This is a genomic window from Rhizobium sp. UFLA01-1127, assembly GCF_059803845.1.
In genome coordinates this window covers 1-17,112 of record NZ_JAUQTZ010000134.1, presented here as the reverse complement: position 1 = coordinate 17,112, position 17,112 = coordinate 1, and the positions used below count along the sequence as shown (strand labels likewise).

Below are 17,112 nucleotides of genomic sequence, written 5' to 3'. Positions count from 1 at the left end.
CTCCACAGCTACAGAGTTCGGTGGGGCGAGGCCGAGCCCGATCCGCAAAGCGTCTGGCTCGAAGACCGCATCAGGGAGACGCGATCCCTTTCTCTCCCCACGGTTTATTTTCAGGGCATAGAGGACGGCGTCAATCCGCCGGAACTGTCCAAAGACCTTCACAAGAAGTTTTCCGGTTCCTTCGACCGGATTGTCCTTCAGAACGTCGGGCACTTCCCGCAGCGGGAAGATCCGGAAGCGGTAGCACGGGAGCTCTCGATCTTCCTTAAAGGGTGAAGCCGTCTCCGGTCTGACGGCCGCCACCATCACCAATTACGTCACCACATGGACGGCGGCATTGCGAGATTCGGCTCTGCGGTGAAGGGTGCACAGTTAGTCCTATCGGACCGACGGGCTCGAACTTGTTCCATTACCGCTGCAAGCGCCCCTAAACTGCCCTGCAGTTGAAGGGATAAGAACCGGCGGTCACCGCTCGAGGCGTTAAGGTGCTGAACTTGCGCAAAATCATCCAGCTAAGAGAACAACTTGCGTGGCTGAGCTTTGCCGATCTCGTATAGGCATATATATGTATCAGCTTACCAATTCCAGTCGGGCCTTGCTGAATCTACCCGCGCCCTCCGGCAGTAAGCTTGTGCAGAATCTTGAGCGCATCTCCGGACAAAGATCGTCGAGCGCACCACGCGGTCGGTCACGATGACCACCGGAGGCGTCACTTGTCACGAGCGCGCGCTTCGGCTATTTGCCGATCTCAAAATTCTGTCTCATGCTCTTATCTCTGTTTCTGTTTGCGCTCGACGAGCAGGATGTGGTCTGCGGCGAGTACGACTTCATTGTGCTGGTTCAGCACTTCGCAGCGCTCAACGACCCGGCCCATATCGGGTCGCTTCGGATCGTCTTCCTTCGACGAGATCGTCACGCGGGTGCGGATTGTATCGCCGATATGGACAGGACGGACGAAGCGCAGGCGGTCGTAGCCGTAGGAGAATGCGACCGGATTGATGATCGTCGCTGTCAGCCCGATGCCGATCGACAACACCATAGTGCCATGGGCGATGCGCTGGCCGCCCGGAAGCGTCTTGGCGAATTCGGCATCCATGTGATGCGGAAAGAAATCGCCTGTATGGCCGGCATGAACGACAAAGTCTGTCTCGGTAATCGTCCGGCCGGTGGTCGTGCGAACGGCGTTCAGCTGGTAATCTTCGTAATGGATGGTGTGTCCGGGCACGGGATCATTCCTCCGGTAGCGAACTCAGCGGTGTCGCTGGGTTCGCACTCGATTGATAAGCGGCTTCGACGAGCGCCATCGTCTGCCATCCGTCTTCGACGGATCCGATGAGCATGTCGTCTTCGCCGGAGGCAAAGCGCTGTAGGTTTGCCATGCGGTTGGCGAAGGCATCCGGAAACCAGGTTCCCTCAAGCGGCACGGAGACCCAATCGCCGGCGCCGTCGGCTCGGATCCACAGCTCGTCGGGTTCGCCGCGCGGGTAGTCGAGATTGACACCAAGCTTCAGATAGGCAGCACCCTTTGTCCCACAGATGCGGAACTCGCACGCTTGGAACCGCCGGCCGAAATCGTGGTCGTGATTGATCGAAAGCACGCAGCGGACGTTGTCGCCATAGTCAAGGATCGCTGCGGTACGCGTCTGCGCCACCTCGTGGTTTGGATGACCGATTGTCTTGGCATGGACGCCGAGCGGATTGCCGAGCAGGTCCCTGATGACATCGAGATAGTGGATCGAGTGCATGGCGATCTCGATGCGCGGCAGCCCTTTCAGGAATGGCCAAAGGCCCCACGGCGTTGCCAGCGCCAACCAGGCGTCGAAATCGACAATCTCGCCGAGATGACCATTGGCGATCGCGTCCTTCAGCGCCAGCATCATCGGAGCGAAGCGCAGCTGGAAATTGACAGCCGCCTTTATATTGTGTGACCGGCAAAGCGACAGGATCTCCGTCGCCTCACGCAGATTGCTGCCCATCGGCTTTTGCAGCAGCGCAAATGAGCCTTTCGGAAGCTTCGACAGGATTGCGGCATGGGCAGCGGGCGGGGTCGCCAGATCGAAGATCGCGCCCTCGGTCTTGAACGCCTGCTCTTCCGACCTAAAGGCCACGGTGCCCCATTGCTCTGCGAGCGCGCCCGCCTTGGCCGAATTGGGGTCGAAAATGCCGGCGACGGGGAGGTTGGCCTTCCTGTAAGCCGGAAGATGCGCATCGCCGACAATGCTTCCCGCACCGAAGATGACGATCGGGCGCGGCTTGGCCGAGCGGGGCCATGACTGCTGCAGACGCCTCGGATCGAAGCTCTCACTCATGATGGAAGACCTCTTTCATCATCGCCCACCATTCACCCTGCTTGCGAGTTTCGAGCGGCTGCTGCTGGGGCATGCAGACAGCCCACCATTCCTTGTTTTTCGGATGTGAAGCCATCTTCGCCATGTCTGCGTCGAAGTCGTCACCGGTATATTCCCAATAACCGAAAAGCAGGTTCTCTGGCTCTTTGAGGAAGATGGAATAGTTGGCGATGTTGCATTCGGAGATCAGCGCCAGGATTTCTGGCCAGACGGCCGCGTGCAAGCGCTTGTATTCCGCGATCTTTCCAGGTTTCAGCCCGACGACCATTCCCATACGCTGCATGATCACCTCCTCAGCCGGCAAACTCTCTGGTGAATTCCTTGACCGAGCAAGCCTTTACGGCCTGCCAATCCCAGCTGATGCCAATGCCGGAATCGGTCGGGGCAATCGCGCGTCCGTCGCGGATTTCCATGCCCTTGGTGGTCAGCTGATCGAGCTGCGGAATGTATTCGACATATTTGCCGTTCTGGATCGCGCAGACCAGGCTGACATGCAGCTCCATCAGGAAGTGCGGGCAAACAGGTATATCAAAGGCCTCGGCGGCGTGAGCAACCTTGAGCCAGGGCGTGATGCCGCCGATGCGGGCAACATCGACCTGGACGATCGAGCAGGCGCCTTTCTGCATATATTCGCGGAAATGGCGGATCGAATAGATGGATTCGCCGACGGCAATCGGCGTCGGCGTCGAGCGCGACAGGCGGATATGCCCATCGAGATCGTCGGCCGGCAGCGGCTCTTCGATCCAAGCAAGGTCGAGCTCTTTCAGGCGCGACGCTCGTCGGATCACTTCATCAATCGTGAAGCCTTGATTGCAGTCCGTCATGATCTCGAAACCGTCGCCGACGGCTGCCCGCACAGCCGAAAGACGTGCGTAGTCTTCGGCGCCGTGTGGCTTGCCGATTTTCACCTTGGAGCCGGAAAAACCCTTCGACTTTGCCAGCAATGCATCTTCGACCAGCGCTTCTTTCTCGACGTGCAGCCAGCCGCCTTCGGTCGTGTAGAGCGGGCAGTTATTCTTGGCGCCTCCCGCCAACTTCCAGAGTGGCAGGCCCTGCTTTTTGGCTCTGAGATCCCAAAGAGCAGTATCGACGGCGGCAAGAGCCAAGGCTGTAATCGCGCCGATCGTCGTGGCGTGTGTTGCAAATTCCATCTTGCGCCAGAGCGCCTCGATGCAATCTGCATCCTCGCCGATCACTAGTGGGACGAGATGATCCGACAGCAGCCGCATAATCGACGAACCGCCGGTGCCAATCGTGTAACTGTAACCGATGCCGGTCGCCCCGTCGGAATCCGTGATCGTAACGATCGGTGTCTCCTGGCTGACGAAGCTCTGGATGGCATCCGTGCGCTTGGTCTTGGGAGCAAGGTCGACCATGCGGATTTCAATTTTCTCGATACGTGCCATGGGAGCTATTCCTTAGATTGCCAGGCTCTTGCCGGTTTCGACGGAGAAGAGGTGTGCCTGACTAAGGTCGAAGCTCATCTTCAGCTGCTCGCCGCTCTTCAGAGCGCGCGGGTTGAGCATGCGCGCCACCCATTCGCGACCGGCGAACTCGACGAAGACGAGCGTTTCATTGCCAAGCGGTTCGGTGATGGCGACGGGCAGCGCCAAATCGTAGACGGCAGATTCGGCGCCTGAATGCAGGCCATGGCCTGTCGGGAAGATATCGTCGGGCCTGAGGCCGAAGGCGACCTTTTCGCCTTCTCTGACCCTGTCGGCAAACTGGCTCGGCAGCGGCAACCGGTCGCCATTCTTGAAAACCAGTTCACCCGTCTTCAGCGTTGCCTCCTCGATATTCATCGGCGGCGAGCCGATGAAGCCAGCGACGAAGCGTGTAGCGGGCCGTTTGAACACTTCATCCGGCGTGCCGACCTGCTCGATATGGCCGTCGCGCATGATGACGATGCGGTCGGCTAGCGTCATGGCTTCGACCTGATCGTGCGTGACGTAGACGACCGTCGACTGCACCTTGGCATGCAGCTTTTTGATCTCGGTGCGCATCTGCGTGCGCAGCTTGGCGTCGAGGTTCGATAGCGGCTCGTCAAAGAGGAAGACTTCCGGCTGGCGCACAATGGCGCGGCCCATGGCAACGCGCTGGCGCTGACCGCCGGAAAGCTGCGCCGGGCGGCGATCCATCAGTGCTTCGAGGCTTAGGATGGCCGCCGCCTCGTTGACACGACGGTCGATCTCGGCCGGCGGCTGCTTGGCGATCTTCAGCGAAAAGCCCATGTTCTCGCGCACCGTCATATGCGGATAGAGCGCGTAGGACTGGAACACCATGGAGATGTTGCGATCACGCGGCGGCAGGTCGTTGACGACGGTGTCGCCGATCTCAATCGTGCCGCCGGAAACCTCTTCCAGGCCGGCAATCATACGCAGCGTCGTCGACTTGCCGCAGCCGGAGGGACCCACGAGCGCGATGAACTCCTTATCCGCGATCTCGAGATTAATGCCATGGACGATTTCCAGCGCGCCATAGCGCTTGACGAGTTTTTTGAGGGAAACCTGAGCCATTGAGATCAACCTTTGACCGCACCGAATGTCAGACCCGACACCAGATGCTTCTGAATGATGAAAGTGAGAGCGAGCGCCGGAATGATCATCACGACCGCCAGCGCGCACATGCCGCGCCAGTCGATGGTAAACTCGGCCGTATAGTCGAGCAGGCCGACTGGCAACGTCTTGGAATCGACCGAGCGCGTCAGCTGCGAGGCGAGAGCATATTCATTCCAGCAGGTGAGAAAGGCGAAGATGCCCGCGGATGCGATGCCAGGGCCGGCAAGCGGGAACTCCACTTGCCAGAAGGCCTGCCAGCGCGTGCAGCCGTCGATCTGCGCGGCCTCGGCGAGATCCTTCGGCACCTGCCGGAAAAAGCCGTCGATCAACCAGATGGTAAAGGGTACGTTCAGTGCGACATAGGTGAGGATCAGGCCGAAATGGGTATCGATGATGCCGAGCCGGGCATAAACCATGAAGAGCGGCAGCGATAGCGCCACGCCGGGCACGGAGCGCGTCAGCATCAGCCCGAGGAACACGGCCGATTTTCCTGTGAAACGGAAGCGAGCGAAGGCGTAGCCGCCGGACATGCCGATGACGAGCGCAATGGCCGTCGAGGTGACGGAGATGATGAGCGAATTGCGGAAATAATCCCAGACGGGAATGCCGCCCTGCCCCACGCCGCTGAACATGGCGCGATACGCTTCCAGCGACAGCTCCTGCGGTATCCAGACCGGCGGCTTCGCCATGATTTCCACGGCTGGCCGGAGCGAGCTGATGACGATCCAGAAGCCAGGCAGGCAGATGACGAGCATCGCAAGGAAAAGACCGATGAGATAGGCGATCTTCCAAAGGCGGCGCTGCAGGCGCTGTTGCGCGTTGCGATCCATGATTACCACTCCGCTCCGATTTGGGTGCGGGCAAGCGCCAGCTTACGGAAGAAATAGACTGTGAAGGCGATCGAAAGAATGATCGAGACATAGGCCATGGCGTTGGCGAGACCCATCTGCGCGTCGGCATAGGCCGTGCGCCCCACCAGCGTCCAGATGAGCTCCGTGCGCCGCGCCGGCCCGCCATCCGTCATGATCTTGACGATGTCGTAGGCGCGAGCGACATCGAGCGAACGGATCGTCATGGCGATGAAGGCAAAGGGCATCAGGAACGGCCAGGTGACGTAGCGGAACTTCTGCCAGCTCGTGCACCCATCGACCTTTGCAGCCTCGACCGGCTCCTGGGGCATGGCGAGCAGTCCGGCGAGGATGAGGATCGCGAAGACTGAAGTCGAAGACCAGACTTCGGCGATGACGATGGAAAACAGCGCCAGATTGCCGTCTATCAGCCAGGGAATGGCCGTTTCAGTCATGCCGAGCGACTGCAGGGCATTGTTGATGATGCCGACATTGTCGTTGAACATGAACTTGAACTGGAAACCGACGAGAACAGGCGAAAACATCATCGGGAACATCATCAGCGTGCGCAGCACGCGCTTGCCGTGGGTCGCCTTGTTGACCAGTATCGCCAATCCGAGCCCAAGCAGCATTTCCAGATTGAGCGCGATCGTCAAAAGCACGACGGTGCGCACGAAGGCCGCCAGGAAAACCGGATCAGTGAGGATGCGTGTATAATTGCGCAAGCCGATGAAGGTGAAGAGCGTCGCCGGCCGCGTCAGGCGAAAGGGCGTGAAGCTGGAATAGAAGGAGAGAAGCAGCGGAAAGAGAACCACCGCCACAAGGACGATGATCGCCGGAAGAAGAAGCAGGACCGGTGGGGATATTCTTTTGAGCATGGTTTGCACCTGTCGGCATTCCTCGGCAGCGTCGCCCGGACTGCTTGGAATGGATTGCTTGGGACGAGACCCGGCACGAAACCGGCAGGCACGAGCCGGCCCCTTGCGGCGCCGATCGAAAGCCTTTCTCGAAGTCAGCTTGCGAAAGCCCCGCGCTGTTCAAAGCGCGGGACTTCATTTGCATCGCTTAGAGTGCGCCGGCGTCCTTCAGAACATCGGTTGCCTTCTGGGCAGCGGCATCGAGCGCTTCCTTGGAGCTCTTGTCGCCGAGGATGGCCGCCTGAAGTTCAGGATAAACGACGTTGGAAATCTCAATCCATTGCGGCGTGCGCGGAACCGGGAAGGCATATTTCATGGCTTCCTGGAACGTGCTCAGCACTTCCTTCTTGTAAGGATCGGAAGCGGCCTGCTGGATATCCCAGTCCCACACGGCCTTGCGCGTCGGCAGCGTGCCGTTGGCCGCTTCGAGCTTTTGCGAGTCGTTGTTGGTCAGGAACCAGACGAGCGAGGCGGCAGCATCCTTGTGGGCGCAGGCTTCGGTGACCGAGAAGCCATGATGGCCGGACCAGCCGGTGTGCTTGCCAGAGGAACCGACGGGCTGCACGACGACACCGACATTGCCCGCGATTTTCGACGACTTCGGATCGTTGAAATAGGTTGCCCAACCCGGCCAGTCGAGATCGAGCGCGATGGAACCGGAAGCAAAGCCTGCGCCGAGGTCGTCCCAGAGATAGTTGGTCGTACCTGCCGGAACGGCTTTGGCCTTGTACATATTGACGAACCAATCAAGCGCGCGCACACCGGCTTCGGAGTTGAAGGCAGGCTTGCCATCCTTGTTTAGATATTCGCCGCCTTCGGCGACCAGCATTTCATAGAAGCGGCCGTTGATCGCCTCTTCCTTACCGGGGAATTGCGTGCCGAAGAAGTTCGGCGGGCTGGAGAAGAAGATCGCCTGATCGGAGACTTCCTTCCAGGTCTTCGGCGGGGCGAGATCATAGCCGTACTTCGCCTTGAACGCCGTCTTCTTCGCCTCGTCGTTATAGAGGCTCTTCTGGTAGTAGAGCGCCGAAACGTCGAACTGCGCACGCGGCAGCATGATCAAGCGGCCGTCGATGGTCGAGGCCTGAATGGTCGAATCGACGAACTGGGCAATCTCCTCCTTGGGCAGAAGCTTCGAAAGATCGGTGTAGAGGTCGGGATACTGCGGAGCGAAGGACGAGTGGTTCGAGCCGACGCACCACGAGATGCTGCCAGAGGCCATGTCGGACTTGATTTCCTTGTCGAGCTCAAAGTGGTTCTTCTTCGAGAGAATGTTGACCTTGGCGCCCGTGTCCTTTTCCCACTCGGCGATGCGCGCGTAAAGCGGCTCATATTGCTGACCGCCGATGAGCTTGGCGTCGACTGTTACGCCCGGGAATTTGCCCGGCAGATCGGTCGCAATGGCCACGGATGCAAATAATGAAATCCCAGACGCGAGGCTGGCTATCAATCTTTTCATATTCCTCTCCTCCACAACGGCGACTTTGTTTGAGCGCGCCGACTCTCCTCACATATGAGTTTTATGTTTATATACAAACGACAAGATAGTCGTTGCGTCAAGGAAAACTTTCCCTTCCCGAAGGCTTTGTCTGCGTATATGCAGCTATCATTTACAGGAGAACATACATGGAGATGGATGACGCAGACCGCTACCGCGCCCCGGCGCTCGACAAGGGTCTCGATATCTTGGAACTATTGGCTAGCGTCGAGGGCGGCCTGACACAGGCGGAAATATCGAAGCGGCTCGACCGTAGCCCGAACGAGTTCTACCGCATGCTCGACCGATTGGTGCGCCGGGGTTATGTGACCAAGCTGGAAGGCGATCGCTTCGCCCTGACGCTCAAACTCTTCGGCCTTTCACAACTGCATGCGCCGACAAGGCGCTTGGCGTCCTTCGCCACACCCTTGATGCGCGATCTGGCCCAGAAGACCCGTCAGGCGAACCATCTCGCGGTCTTCGATCGGGGTTATGCCGTGGTCATCGCTCAGCAGGAAGCCCCGGATTACTGGGGGATTTCGATCCGCGTCGGCTCGCACGTGAACCTGTTTGACACCGGTTCCGGCCATGTCCTGCTCGCCTTCCGGAGCACCGGAGAGCGCGAATTGATGATCGCGGAGCATGTGGGCAGCACGGACGATCCGCGCCTTACGCCGGAATTCTACGAAAGGCTCGATCATATTCGCGAGCAGGGCTACGAAATGATGGCAAGTGTCCAGACGGCTGGCGTCTACAACCTCTCGGCACCGATCCTGGGACCGGATGGACGCGGTATAGCCGCCTTGACCTGCCCCTATATTGCCCTGGTCAATGCACCGAGCGCGCCGGATATCACACGCACGATCACTCATCTGCAGAAGACCGCGCAACAGCTGTCGCTGCTCGTCGGATCCGATGTCGGAACCTAGTGGTATTTTTATTTGAATGATCTCTGCATCAGCGCAGAGAAAAAACGCATTGCACTCGACATCCACCTGCACCTGATCATACAATCAAAATGAACGATCCCTGGATTTCAGGCGTTCAGCGCTCAATCAGGACTTCCTACTGCAAAGCTCTCCGCAAATAGCCTATTCAGATCGGCAACGATCGTCGCTGCGCTCCGCTTTTTCTTCAGACCTTCGTTCAGCACGTCGGACGCCTGCTGCTGAAAAGCCATGTAGCCATGATGTCGGGGCCGAACCCAGGCGCTCTCAAGGGTGGCACGGGTAGCGCGATAAAAGCTGGCCGTCGCGGCATTGGCGACATCGTCCTCCCACGCCGCAGCATGCCCCGCCTGACCGCCTGAGCTGGTGTAGAGACTGCGCTGAATATTTGCGCTGGAGATCCAATAAGCGAAGTCGATCGCCCGCTGCGAATGGTTTGAAAAGGCGGAAACCGCAATGCCCGTGCCGCCGAGCGCCGAACCGGCCGGACCAAGATCTCCGGCGACAGGAATATCGGAGAACTTGATCAGGCTATTTCGAAAACCTTCGATCGAATAGTTGATGTAGCCGTAGATCAGGGGCGCGCATGCGATCCGGCTGCCCGCAACCGCCATGCGCTCGAAGGCTGCGATCGGATCCATCTCGAAACATTCGGGATCGATGAGATCTGCTATCTCCCGCATCACCTCGACTGTCTCTGCGCCAGCGGCGGGATCTATCAATTGGCCGGGTTCGGTCCGGCACGGATGCCCGCGGTTTGCCGACAGCGTATAGAAGGACATCAGCGTATGCGGCGGGCGAAGTGGCAGAAGCACCTGCCCTTCCCGAGCAAGCTCAAGAACATCCTGCCAGCTCGCCGCGCCTTGCGCGATCCTGTCTGGACGGTAGGCCTGCACTTGCGTCGCAGCATCAATCGGGAAAGCCCACTGGCGTTCATCCCACAGGTAGCTCTGGTAGGAGGCACCAACGCTGCCCTTCCTCAAAGCTTCGCGCTCAGCCTCGCGGCCGGATACATCAAGCGGCAGAAGGCACTTTTCACTGGTGATCTGGCCGACATGCGGATGGTCGATGACGATGAGATCATAGGCGCGCGCCAGCTCCTCGACCGGATAGGTCTCGAAGTCCTGCAGCGAACGCTTTTCCCAACGGATTTTGGTCCCGGTCTGTTCCTCGAACAGCCGCGAGCAGGCAACCATCGGATCGTAGCCGCGCGGATGGTTCCAGGTCATTCCCGTCAGCATGACGTTGCTCATAGCCCGAACTCCTCGCGGATCGCAGCGCTATGCTCGCCGACACGCGGGGCGGCACGATGAAAGACTGGCCGGGCGCCATCGACGCGAAGCGGTGAGCGGGTTGTCAGAATTGAGACGTCATCCTCACGGGTCACCATCTGCAGCATGTCAAGCGACTTGAAGCCATCACTCTCAACCAGCTCGTTCCAGTTCAGCACCTTAGCGCACCAAATATCGGCGGGCTCCAGGATCGCCAGCCACTCGTCGATCATCTTCGTGGCAATACGCTTGGCGATCAGTTCCTTGATCACATCGCGCTGCTGGAACCAGCTCGATGGCGCATCGCAATAGGGAGCGAGCTCCGGCATATCGAGAAGATCGGCAAGTTTCCGGATCGGCGTCATGGCGATCGCCAGGTAACCGTCCGCAGCGGCGTAGACACCGTAGGGAGCCGCAAGATAGGCATGGGCGCTCCTGAAATTCGACCGCTTTGGCAGCCGATTGCCATCGTTCAGATAGGTAGTCAGTACCTCAAACTGGAAATCGACAAGCGCCTCGAGGAGGCTGGTCTCGACCAGAGCTCCCGCGCCGGTGATCCCGCGGCGGACAAGGGCAGCGAGGATGCCCTGGCAGGCCGCCGCACCGGCAAGCATATCGCCAATCGCCAGACCGAACGGCACGGGACCCTGGTCTTCATCGCCATTCAGCCACATCACACCGGAGCGCGATTGCGCAAGCAGGTCCTGGCCGGGACGGGTCACCCAGGGACCCTCGTCGCCATAGCCGCTGATCGACGCGTAGACGAGGCGCGCATTGATCTCCTTCACAGCATCGTAATGCAGCCCGAGCCGCTCGATGACACCAGGACGGAAGTTCTGTATCAGCACATCAGCCTTCAAAAGCAGCGCGCGCAGCACCTTTAGATCGCCGTCGTTCTTGAGGTCGATCGCCAGGCTTTCCTTGCCGCGGTTGATGGCATGGAAAATTGTCGAGTCACCGCCGATTTCCGTATCGCTGAGATAGAGCCGGCGTGAGAGATCGCCGCCGTCAGGCCGTTCGATCTTGATGACCCGCGCACCGAGATCCATTAGGCGCAGCGAACAATAGGGACCGGAGAGGAACTGGCTCATGTCGACGACGACAAGGCCGCTTAAGGGAAGATCGCTGGACTGCGTCATCGCATTTTACTTTTCTGTCTGTCCGGCAAAATCGGCCGGATTCCTGTATTTGACGGTTTGCAGATGCTCGCAGTAGAGCACCAGCTCTCCCTCGCCCTTGAAGACCTCGTAGCTCGCCCTGATCAAGCCGAGCTCCTTGTAGCGGGGGCGCTTGCCGAGGTTGGTTCGGATGGTGTAGATCGTGTCACCGATGAAGACCGGCTTAATGAAGCGCAACTTGTCGTAGCCGTAGGAAAAGGCATTGACGCAGTTGGTGGCGACGAGGCCGAGCCCGGCGGAGAAGACGAAGGCGCCGGCGACAAGGCGCCGCCCGAAGGCGCCCTCGTGCTGTGCAAACATCTGATCCTGCACATACGGATGAATGTCGGTCACCAGCACATTGAAAAGGTGGCTATCGCTCTCACCTATCGTGCGGCGTAGGGAGCGGATTTTTTGCCCCTCCGGCCAGTCTTCATAGAACCAGTTTTCGGCATTCCATACCGGCAGGTCGGCATGCGCCTGCGGCATGTCGGACGGATGCGTGGACGAAATCCCGACTGTCGGTTCCTGGCTCACGATCATCCCTCCTCTCTGCCATGAGTGTTCTTATGTAAATACTATTTTCACATATGAGTTACTTTGGCAAGCCCAGTGCGCTGGCACTAAGACGGAAACGTGGAGGAATGCGGAATCACGCAAGGCGCGCTGTTGCCTCGCGATGCGATCATTTCGACATGATGGTATCCGGCTGCCGTCGCCATACTGACCGTTAGGGTTCGTGCCCTCGAAATCGCCGTAGTCGAGCGGGCGATCCTCCGCTTCGACCGCCAGCCGCTTGTCGTACGGATCTAGGTTCAGGCCTCGTTAAATCAAAGCCAGAAGATGACGGCTGCGGCGATGCATATGGTTGAGAAGAAAGTATGCGCACATCGGTCGTAGCGCGTCGCTATGCGCCGCCAGTCCTTGAGTTTGGCGAAGAGGTTCTCGACCTTGTGACGCTTCTTGTAGAGCCCTTTATCGTAAGGATATGGAACCTTCCTGCTTCGGCTCGAAGGGATGCAGGGTTCGATGCCCTTTGCCTGCAAGGCTTCCCGGAATGACTTGCTGTCATAACCCCTGCCGGCAATCAGCGTCTTGGCCGCGGGCAATACATTCAGCACGAGACGAGCGCCCTTATGGTCGCTCATCTGGCCTTCGCTGAGCAGCATGGTGATCGGGCGTCCCTCGCCATCGCAGACGGTGTGTAGTTTGGAGTCCAGTCCGCCTTTGGTTCGCCCGATACGACGGGGAACATCCCTTTTTTGAGCAGGCTTGCGGCCGTGCGATGCGCTTTCAGATGTGTGGCATCGATCATGATGCGCTCGGGCCTGGGACCGTCACCGGCCAGCGCCGCGAAGATGCGGTCGAACACGCCAAGGCGGCTCCAACGAATGAAGCGATTATAAAGCGTTTTGTGCGGCCCGTAATCCCTTGGCGCATCCTTCCATTGCAGGCCATGCTTGATGACATAGACAATGCCGCTGACGACACGGCGATCATCGACGCGTGGAACGCCATGCGCCAAGGGAAAATGCGGCTCAATCCGGGCCATCTGGCGCTCGCTCAGCAGAAACAAATCACTCATTGCGGTCTCCTTCTGGAAACCGTGAATCACATATCAACCAAATTAATAGGTCCTGAGCCTAGCAACCATGGACCGCGCACCATTATCGGCGGGTGGACCTTCAATCGGGAGTTCGTGGGCTCGCATCTTACACTCGGATGAGATTAAGGCGCAGAGCGCTAACCACTGCCTGCGTTCTCGTCGTACATCCGAGCTTCTTCATCGCGCTCCCAATGTGATTGTTGACCGTATTTTCGGACAGCTCGAGAATCTCCGCGATTTCAGGACCCTTCCTTCCGCCGGCCGTGAGCCTCAGGCAGTCCAGCTCGCTCGACGTAAACGCAATGGGCCTGTGTTTCTCGTTCAACGTCAGCTGTGAGAGCCGATCATAAATCAGCGTCGCAATAAACAGGATCTTCGCCATTTCAATCATACTGAGATTCCGGGACCCTGAAATTGACATCGCGCCGCGTCCACCCGCGGCATCGTGAACAGGAAAGTAAGCGCCCTTTTCCATTCCGTAGCGCCTGAACAAATCGATGACCGTGGCCCTCTTGCCTTCTCCGCGATGGGTGTTGATCTCCGCGACATCATAGTTGAAGGGGCTCGTCGATCTCAGCATCCGACGGATGACGGGGCTGTCGACCATCAGGTTATGAGCATCATAGTAATCGACCATTTCCGCCGGCCAGTTGGTGATGATCTTCGTTGCTCCAATTTCGGCGAAATCGATCGTGGGCAGCGTCATGATCAGGAACGCGCTCATTCCCAGATCCTGAGTGAGACCCTTCATATATTTGAAGACTTCATAATGCGTATTGAATCGTCCCGCGACTTCCTCAATTCGATTGATTTCGCGTGCGAGCTTCATGTCTTTCTCCGGCCGGCAGTCGTCCTCGCGCTTGGTGGCTGATCCCGGCTTATGTTGCTAGTCCCGAGATCGAATCTGCACGCGTAGTGACGGTTCAACATGCCGGTGGATAGGAAAAACGCAAGCCTACGGGAACATCGCCTTTTAGGCGAGCGCCCGCTTAACAAATAGTAAACGCGACCTTGGGTATTCAGGCGGTAGATCGAGCTTAAAATCAACAATTTTAACGCTCAAAAGAACCCTTGAAAAACCCCGGCGCCGATGCCGTCGCCCGTAGGAAGTTGTTTAACCAATTGTTTCTGATACGATATTTCTCTTGGAGCGCCTAGTGCGCGATGGATCATATTTCCTAAGAACCCGGTTAATTGATGCTTAATGTATTTATCGGATTTTATTTTTCAGCTTGCCCGTCCAGCACTCACCCGTGAGGGGTCGCCGCGGTCATTCAGGTAGACCTGTGTTAGGAGAACAGCATGAAGAAAATTGCTTTAGGCTTCGGATCGGATGCCAAGGCCATACTGGCCGCGATGAGCAGGTCACAGGCCATCATCGAGTTTGACCTAACCGGTAAGATTCTGACGGCCAATGCGAATTTCTGCACTGCTCTCGGTTACGAACTGTCCGAGATTGTTGGCCAGCATCATCGAATATTCGTCGAGCCGGCAGAAGCCTCGTCGGCCGACTATCGCGAATTCTGGGCAAAGCTAAACCGAGGCGAGTTCGATCAGCGCCAATACAAACGGATCGGCAAAGGCGGCAAGGAAATCTGGATCGAAGCCTCCTACAATCCTGTCTTCAGAGGCGGCAAACCCTACAAGGTGGTGAAGTTCGCAACCGATATCACCATGCAGAGGCTGCAAAGCGCTGAAGATGCCGGCAAACTGAGTGCACTGTCGCGAGCCCAGGCCGTAATCGAGTTCACGCCCAACGGCGAGATCTTAACGGCGAATGACAATTTCCTGTCGGCGCTCGGCTATCAGCTTGCCGAAATCCGGGGCCGCCACCATTCAATGTTCTGTGATAGCGTTTACGTTAACAGTGACGATTACCGGCGATTCTGGGCGCGCCTATCTGGTGGCGAATTCATCGCTGATGAGTTTCTGCGTATCGGCAAGGGCGGCAGAAAGGTCTATATCCAGGCGTCCTACAATCCGATCTTTGACATGAACGGCAAGGTGTTCAAGGTCGTCAAGTTCGCGACCGACGTCACCGCCCGCGTCAATAATGTCGATCATTTGGCGGCATCGTTGATGGCGCTGTCCGGTGGCGATTTGACGCAGGAAGTCGCAACCCCGTTCATTCCGACCCTGGAAAAACTCCGGACAGACTTCAACGCCGCCGTCGGCAAGCTGCGCGTAGCAATGCAGACCGTGGCCGAAAACGCAACCGGCATCGCGGCCGGAGCTCAGCAAGTTCGTTCAGCCTCGGACGATTTGTCGAAGCGCACCGAACAGCAGGCGGCCTCCGTCGAAGAAACCGCCGCCGCCCTCGAAGAGATCACCACAACAGTCTCCGATTCCAGCAGCCGCGCTCAGGAGGCTGGCCAACTGGTGAGAAGGACGCGCGAGAATGCCGAGCGTTCCGGGGCGGTGGTCCGCAGTGCCGTCGAAGCGATGGGCAAGATCGAGACATCGTCGGCAGAGATTGGCAACATCATTGGCGTGATCGACGAAATCGCGTTTCAGACCAACTTGTTGGCACTAAACGCAGGCGTAGAAGCGGCACGCGCGGGCGATGCCGGCAAGGGTTTTGCGGTGGTCGCGCAAGAAGTCCGCGAGCTTGCTCAGAGATCGGCCAAAGCGGCAAAAGAGATCAAGGAACTCATCAGCGCCTCCAACGAGCATGTGAAGAGCGGAGTGAGTCTTGTGGGGGAAACTGGCAAAGCGCTCGAAGAAATCGTCGCCCAGGTTCAGCAGGTCAACGGCAATGTCCTTGCGATCGTCGAAAGTTCCAAGGAGCAGGCGACGGGATTGAAGGAAATCAACACCGCAGTTAACACCATGGACCAAGGCACGCAACAGAATGCGGCGATGGTCGAGGAATCAACGGCTGCTGCTCATAGTCTCGCCAAGGAGGCTGAAGCACTCTTCCAGCTGTTGGGCCAGTTCAACATCGGAAGCGCGGCCTTGCGCCAATCACGTCCAACTGTGGCAACCGGTGCTTCCAGGCCGGTCTCATCGGCACCGCGGGCAATAGTCGCCAAGGTGAGCGCGGCCTTCCACGGCAATGCGGCAATAGCGGGCGGCAATTGGGAAGAGTTCTGAGGCGCGCGGAGACTCCGCCTTAGACGACTTCGTTTCTGTATCGGCCAAAGGCAGCGCTCTACTGTCGCCAATCACATCAGCGCATGCACAGCGGCATCGATCCTCTCATTGGCCATCTTCTTCGCCAAGGTCATTTTTCCTGATTGTCGGGGACCCGCGATCAGTACGACTCGCGTGTCTGGCATGGCGTCGGCAACTCGTTGCTCAACGAACCTTGGAAATAGCGCCACAACTTCATTCCTTGGAAGACCGTTTGAAAAGTAAGCGCCATCCTGGGGCCACGGCTGGTGGATCTGATGCGGCTATTTTGTGGGCTGATGGGCAGCCAGACGCTCTGCCTCTACAAACACGGCAGTTTTGGTTTTGAAGGGGCCGAGAACCTGGGCAACGGTTGCCTAGCAGGACCGGCATCGTGTAGTACATGACGTAGATGCGGCCCAATATCCTGAATGGATCTTTTCGCATGGCCGATCTCGCCAGGTGAAAATGCAGCCAGCACATTCGCCTCAAAACTCGTTATATCGATAGGGTGCGCTCCCCCAGCGACGTCCACTCTCTTCGTGATGTCTATGACTACGCTCCTGACGTGCCCAGTCGTGAGCCTTCTGAGATCCTCGCCTTTGGAGAGCAGAAAAGGCCTGAAGCGCTCAGCATCCGATTGAGTGGCAAACTCCATATCCCTGACGAACATGCCGACCCGCAGCTGGCTCAGTTGGATGCGTTTGAGCATTTGTGAATTTGCCGAGAGGATTCCATCTAAATATTGATGCTGCAAAGCCGGTGACAGATTAAGGCCTTGTCTCAACCGGAATACCGTAAGCGTCCGGCGAATAGATTTTATGCCTGCTTACGGTTTTGAGCCTCGATTCGAGCCTGTTCTTTAGCCATGA

17 protein-coding genes and 1 pseudogene are annotated in these 17,112 nt (G+C 58.0%); 3 read left to right on the top strand and 15 right to left on the bottom strand.

What is annotated here, in order from left to right:
- A partial coding sequence (locus Q4Q11_RS25460) for an alpha/beta fold hydrolase (protein ID WP_498571231.1) occupies positions 1–276 on the top strand: 276 nt, incomplete at its 5' end.
- Between the two features lie 493 nt (positions 277–769).
- Here the strand turns inward: Q4Q11_RS25460 and Q4Q11_RS25455 are convergent.
- From Q4Q11_RS25455 to Q4Q11_RS25420, 8 genes are all read right to left on the bottom strand, one after another.
- Positions 770–1,225 (bottom strand): MaoC family dehydratase, encoded by a 456-nt coding sequence (locus tag Q4Q11_RS25455; protein WP_498571230.1) that lies wholly within the window; start codon positions 1,223–1,225, stop codon positions 770–772.
- A gap of 4 nt (positions 1,226–1,229) precedes the next feature.
- The gene (locus tag Q4Q11_RS25450) at positions 1,230–2,309 is read right to left on the bottom strand and encodes a Gfo/Idh/MocA family protein (protein WP_498571229.1); all 1,080 of its coding nucleotides are present in this window, start codon (positions 2,307–2,309) and stop codon (positions 1,230–1,232) included.
- Positions 2,302–2,631: an L-rhamnose mutarotase gene (locus tag Q4Q11_RS25445; protein WP_498571228.1), complete on the bottom strand. Its 330-nt coding sequence runs from the start codon at positions 2,629–2,631 to the stop codon at positions 2,302–2,304. Before Q4Q11_RS25445 ends, Q4Q11_RS25450 begins: the two co-directional genes overlap by 8 nt.
- Before the next feature lie 10 nt (positions 2,632–2,641).
- On the bottom strand, positions 2,642–3,754 hold the full coding sequence (locus Q4Q11_RS25440; protein ID WP_498571227.1) for a mandelate racemase/muconate lactonizing enzyme family protein: 1,113 nt from the start codon (positions 3,752–3,754) through the stop codon (positions 2,642–2,644).
- Between the two features lie 12 nt (positions 3,755–3,766).
- Entirely contained in the window at positions 3,767–4,864 is a 1,098-nt protein-coding gene (locus Q4Q11_RS25435; protein WP_498571226.1) for an ABC transporter ATP-binding protein, read from the bottom strand.
- Between the two features lie 5 nt (positions 4,865–4,869).
- Positions 4,870–5,736 (bottom strand): carbohydrate ABC transporter permease, encoded by an 867-nt coding sequence (locus Q4Q11_RS25430; RefSeq protein ID WP_498571225.1) that lies wholly within the window; start codon positions 5,734–5,736, stop codon positions 4,870–4,872.
- Positions 5,737–5,738: 2 nt separating this feature from the next.
- Positions 5,739–6,632, bottom strand: a complete 894-nt coding sequence (locus tag Q4Q11_RS25425; RefSeq protein ID WP_498571224.1) for a carbohydrate ABC transporter permease — start codon at positions 6,630–6,632, stop codon at positions 5,739–5,741.
- Between the two features lie 187 nt (positions 6,633–6,819).
- A complete protein-coding gene (locus Q4Q11_RS25420) occupies positions 6,820–8,130 on the bottom strand; it encodes a type 2 periplasmic-binding domain-containing protein (RefSeq protein ID WP_498571223.1) in 1,311 nt (436 codons plus the stop codon).
- Positions 8,131–8,297: 167 nt separating this feature from the next.
- Between Q4Q11_RS25420 and Q4Q11_RS25415 the strand changes: the two genes are divergently transcribed.
- On the top strand, positions 8,298–9,077 hold the full coding sequence (locus Q4Q11_RS25415) for an IclR family transcriptional regulator (RefSeq protein ID WP_498571222.1): 780 nt from the start codon (positions 8,298–8,300) through the stop codon (positions 9,075–9,077).
- A 122-nt stretch (positions 9,078–9,199) separates the two neighbouring features.
- On the opposite strand, the gene Q4Q11_RS25410 is transcribed toward Q4Q11_RS25415, so the two are convergent.
- The 6 genes and pseudogenes from Q4Q11_RS25410 to Q4Q11_RS25385 all read right to left on the bottom strand — a co-directional run bounded on the left by Q4Q11_RS25410 (position 9,200) and on the right by Q4Q11_RS25385 (position 13,958).
- Positions 9,200–10,348 (bottom strand): extracellular solute-binding protein, encoded by a 1,149-nt coding sequence (locus Q4Q11_RS25410; RefSeq protein ID WP_498571221.1) that lies wholly within the window; start codon positions 10,346–10,348, stop codon positions 9,200–9,202.
- Positions 10,345–11,505, bottom strand: a complete 1,161-nt coding sequence (locus Q4Q11_RS25405; RefSeq protein ID WP_498571220.1) for a CaiB/BaiF CoA transferase family protein — start codon at positions 11,503–11,505, stop codon at positions 10,345–10,347. The genes Q4Q11_RS25410 and Q4Q11_RS25405 overlap by 4 nt, the downstream gene beginning before the upstream one ends.
- Positions 11,506–11,511: 6 nt before the next feature.
- Entirely contained in the window at positions 11,512–12,012 is a 501-nt protein-coding gene (locus tag Q4Q11_RS25400; protein ID WP_498571232.1) for a MaoC family dehydratase, read from the bottom strand.
- Between the two features lie 219 nt (positions 12,013–12,231).
- Positions 12,232–12,348: pseudogene (locus Q4Q11_RS25395) on the bottom strand (DNA polymerase ligase N-terminal domain-containing protein); the annotation flags it as partial.
- A gap of 5 nt (positions 12,349–12,353) precedes the next feature.
- Positions 12,354–13,108, bottom strand: a protein-coding gene (locus Q4Q11_RS25390) for an IS5 family transposase (protein WP_498571219.1) whose coding sequence is annotated in 2 segments (ribosomal slippage) — positions 12,354–12,775 and positions 12,775–13,108 — 756 coding nt in all. Because the reading frame shifts where the segments join, the coding sequence is not laid out codon by codon here.
- A gap of 127 nt (positions 13,109–13,235) precedes the next feature.
- Positions 13,236–13,958: an autoinducer binding domain-containing protein gene (locus Q4Q11_RS25385; protein WP_498571218.1), complete on the bottom strand. Its 723-nt coding sequence runs from the start codon at positions 13,956–13,958 to the stop codon at positions 13,236–13,238.
- 473 nt (positions 13,959–14,431) lie between these two features.
- Between Q4Q11_RS25385 and Q4Q11_RS25380 the strand changes: the two genes are divergently transcribed.
- Entirely contained in the window at positions 14,432–16,222 is a 1,791-nt protein-coding gene (locus Q4Q11_RS25380) for a methyl-accepting chemotaxis protein (protein WP_498571217.1), read from the top strand.
- Positions 16,223–16,562: 340 nt separating this feature from the next.
- Here the strand turns inward: Q4Q11_RS25380 and Q4Q11_RS25375 are convergent, their stop codons facing one another.
- A complete protein-coding gene (locus tag Q4Q11_RS25375; protein WP_498571216.1) occupies positions 16,563–16,952 on the bottom strand; it encodes a DUF3391 domain-containing protein in 390 nt (129 codons plus the stop codon).
- Between the last annotated feature and the right edge of the window lie 160 nt (positions 16,953–17,112).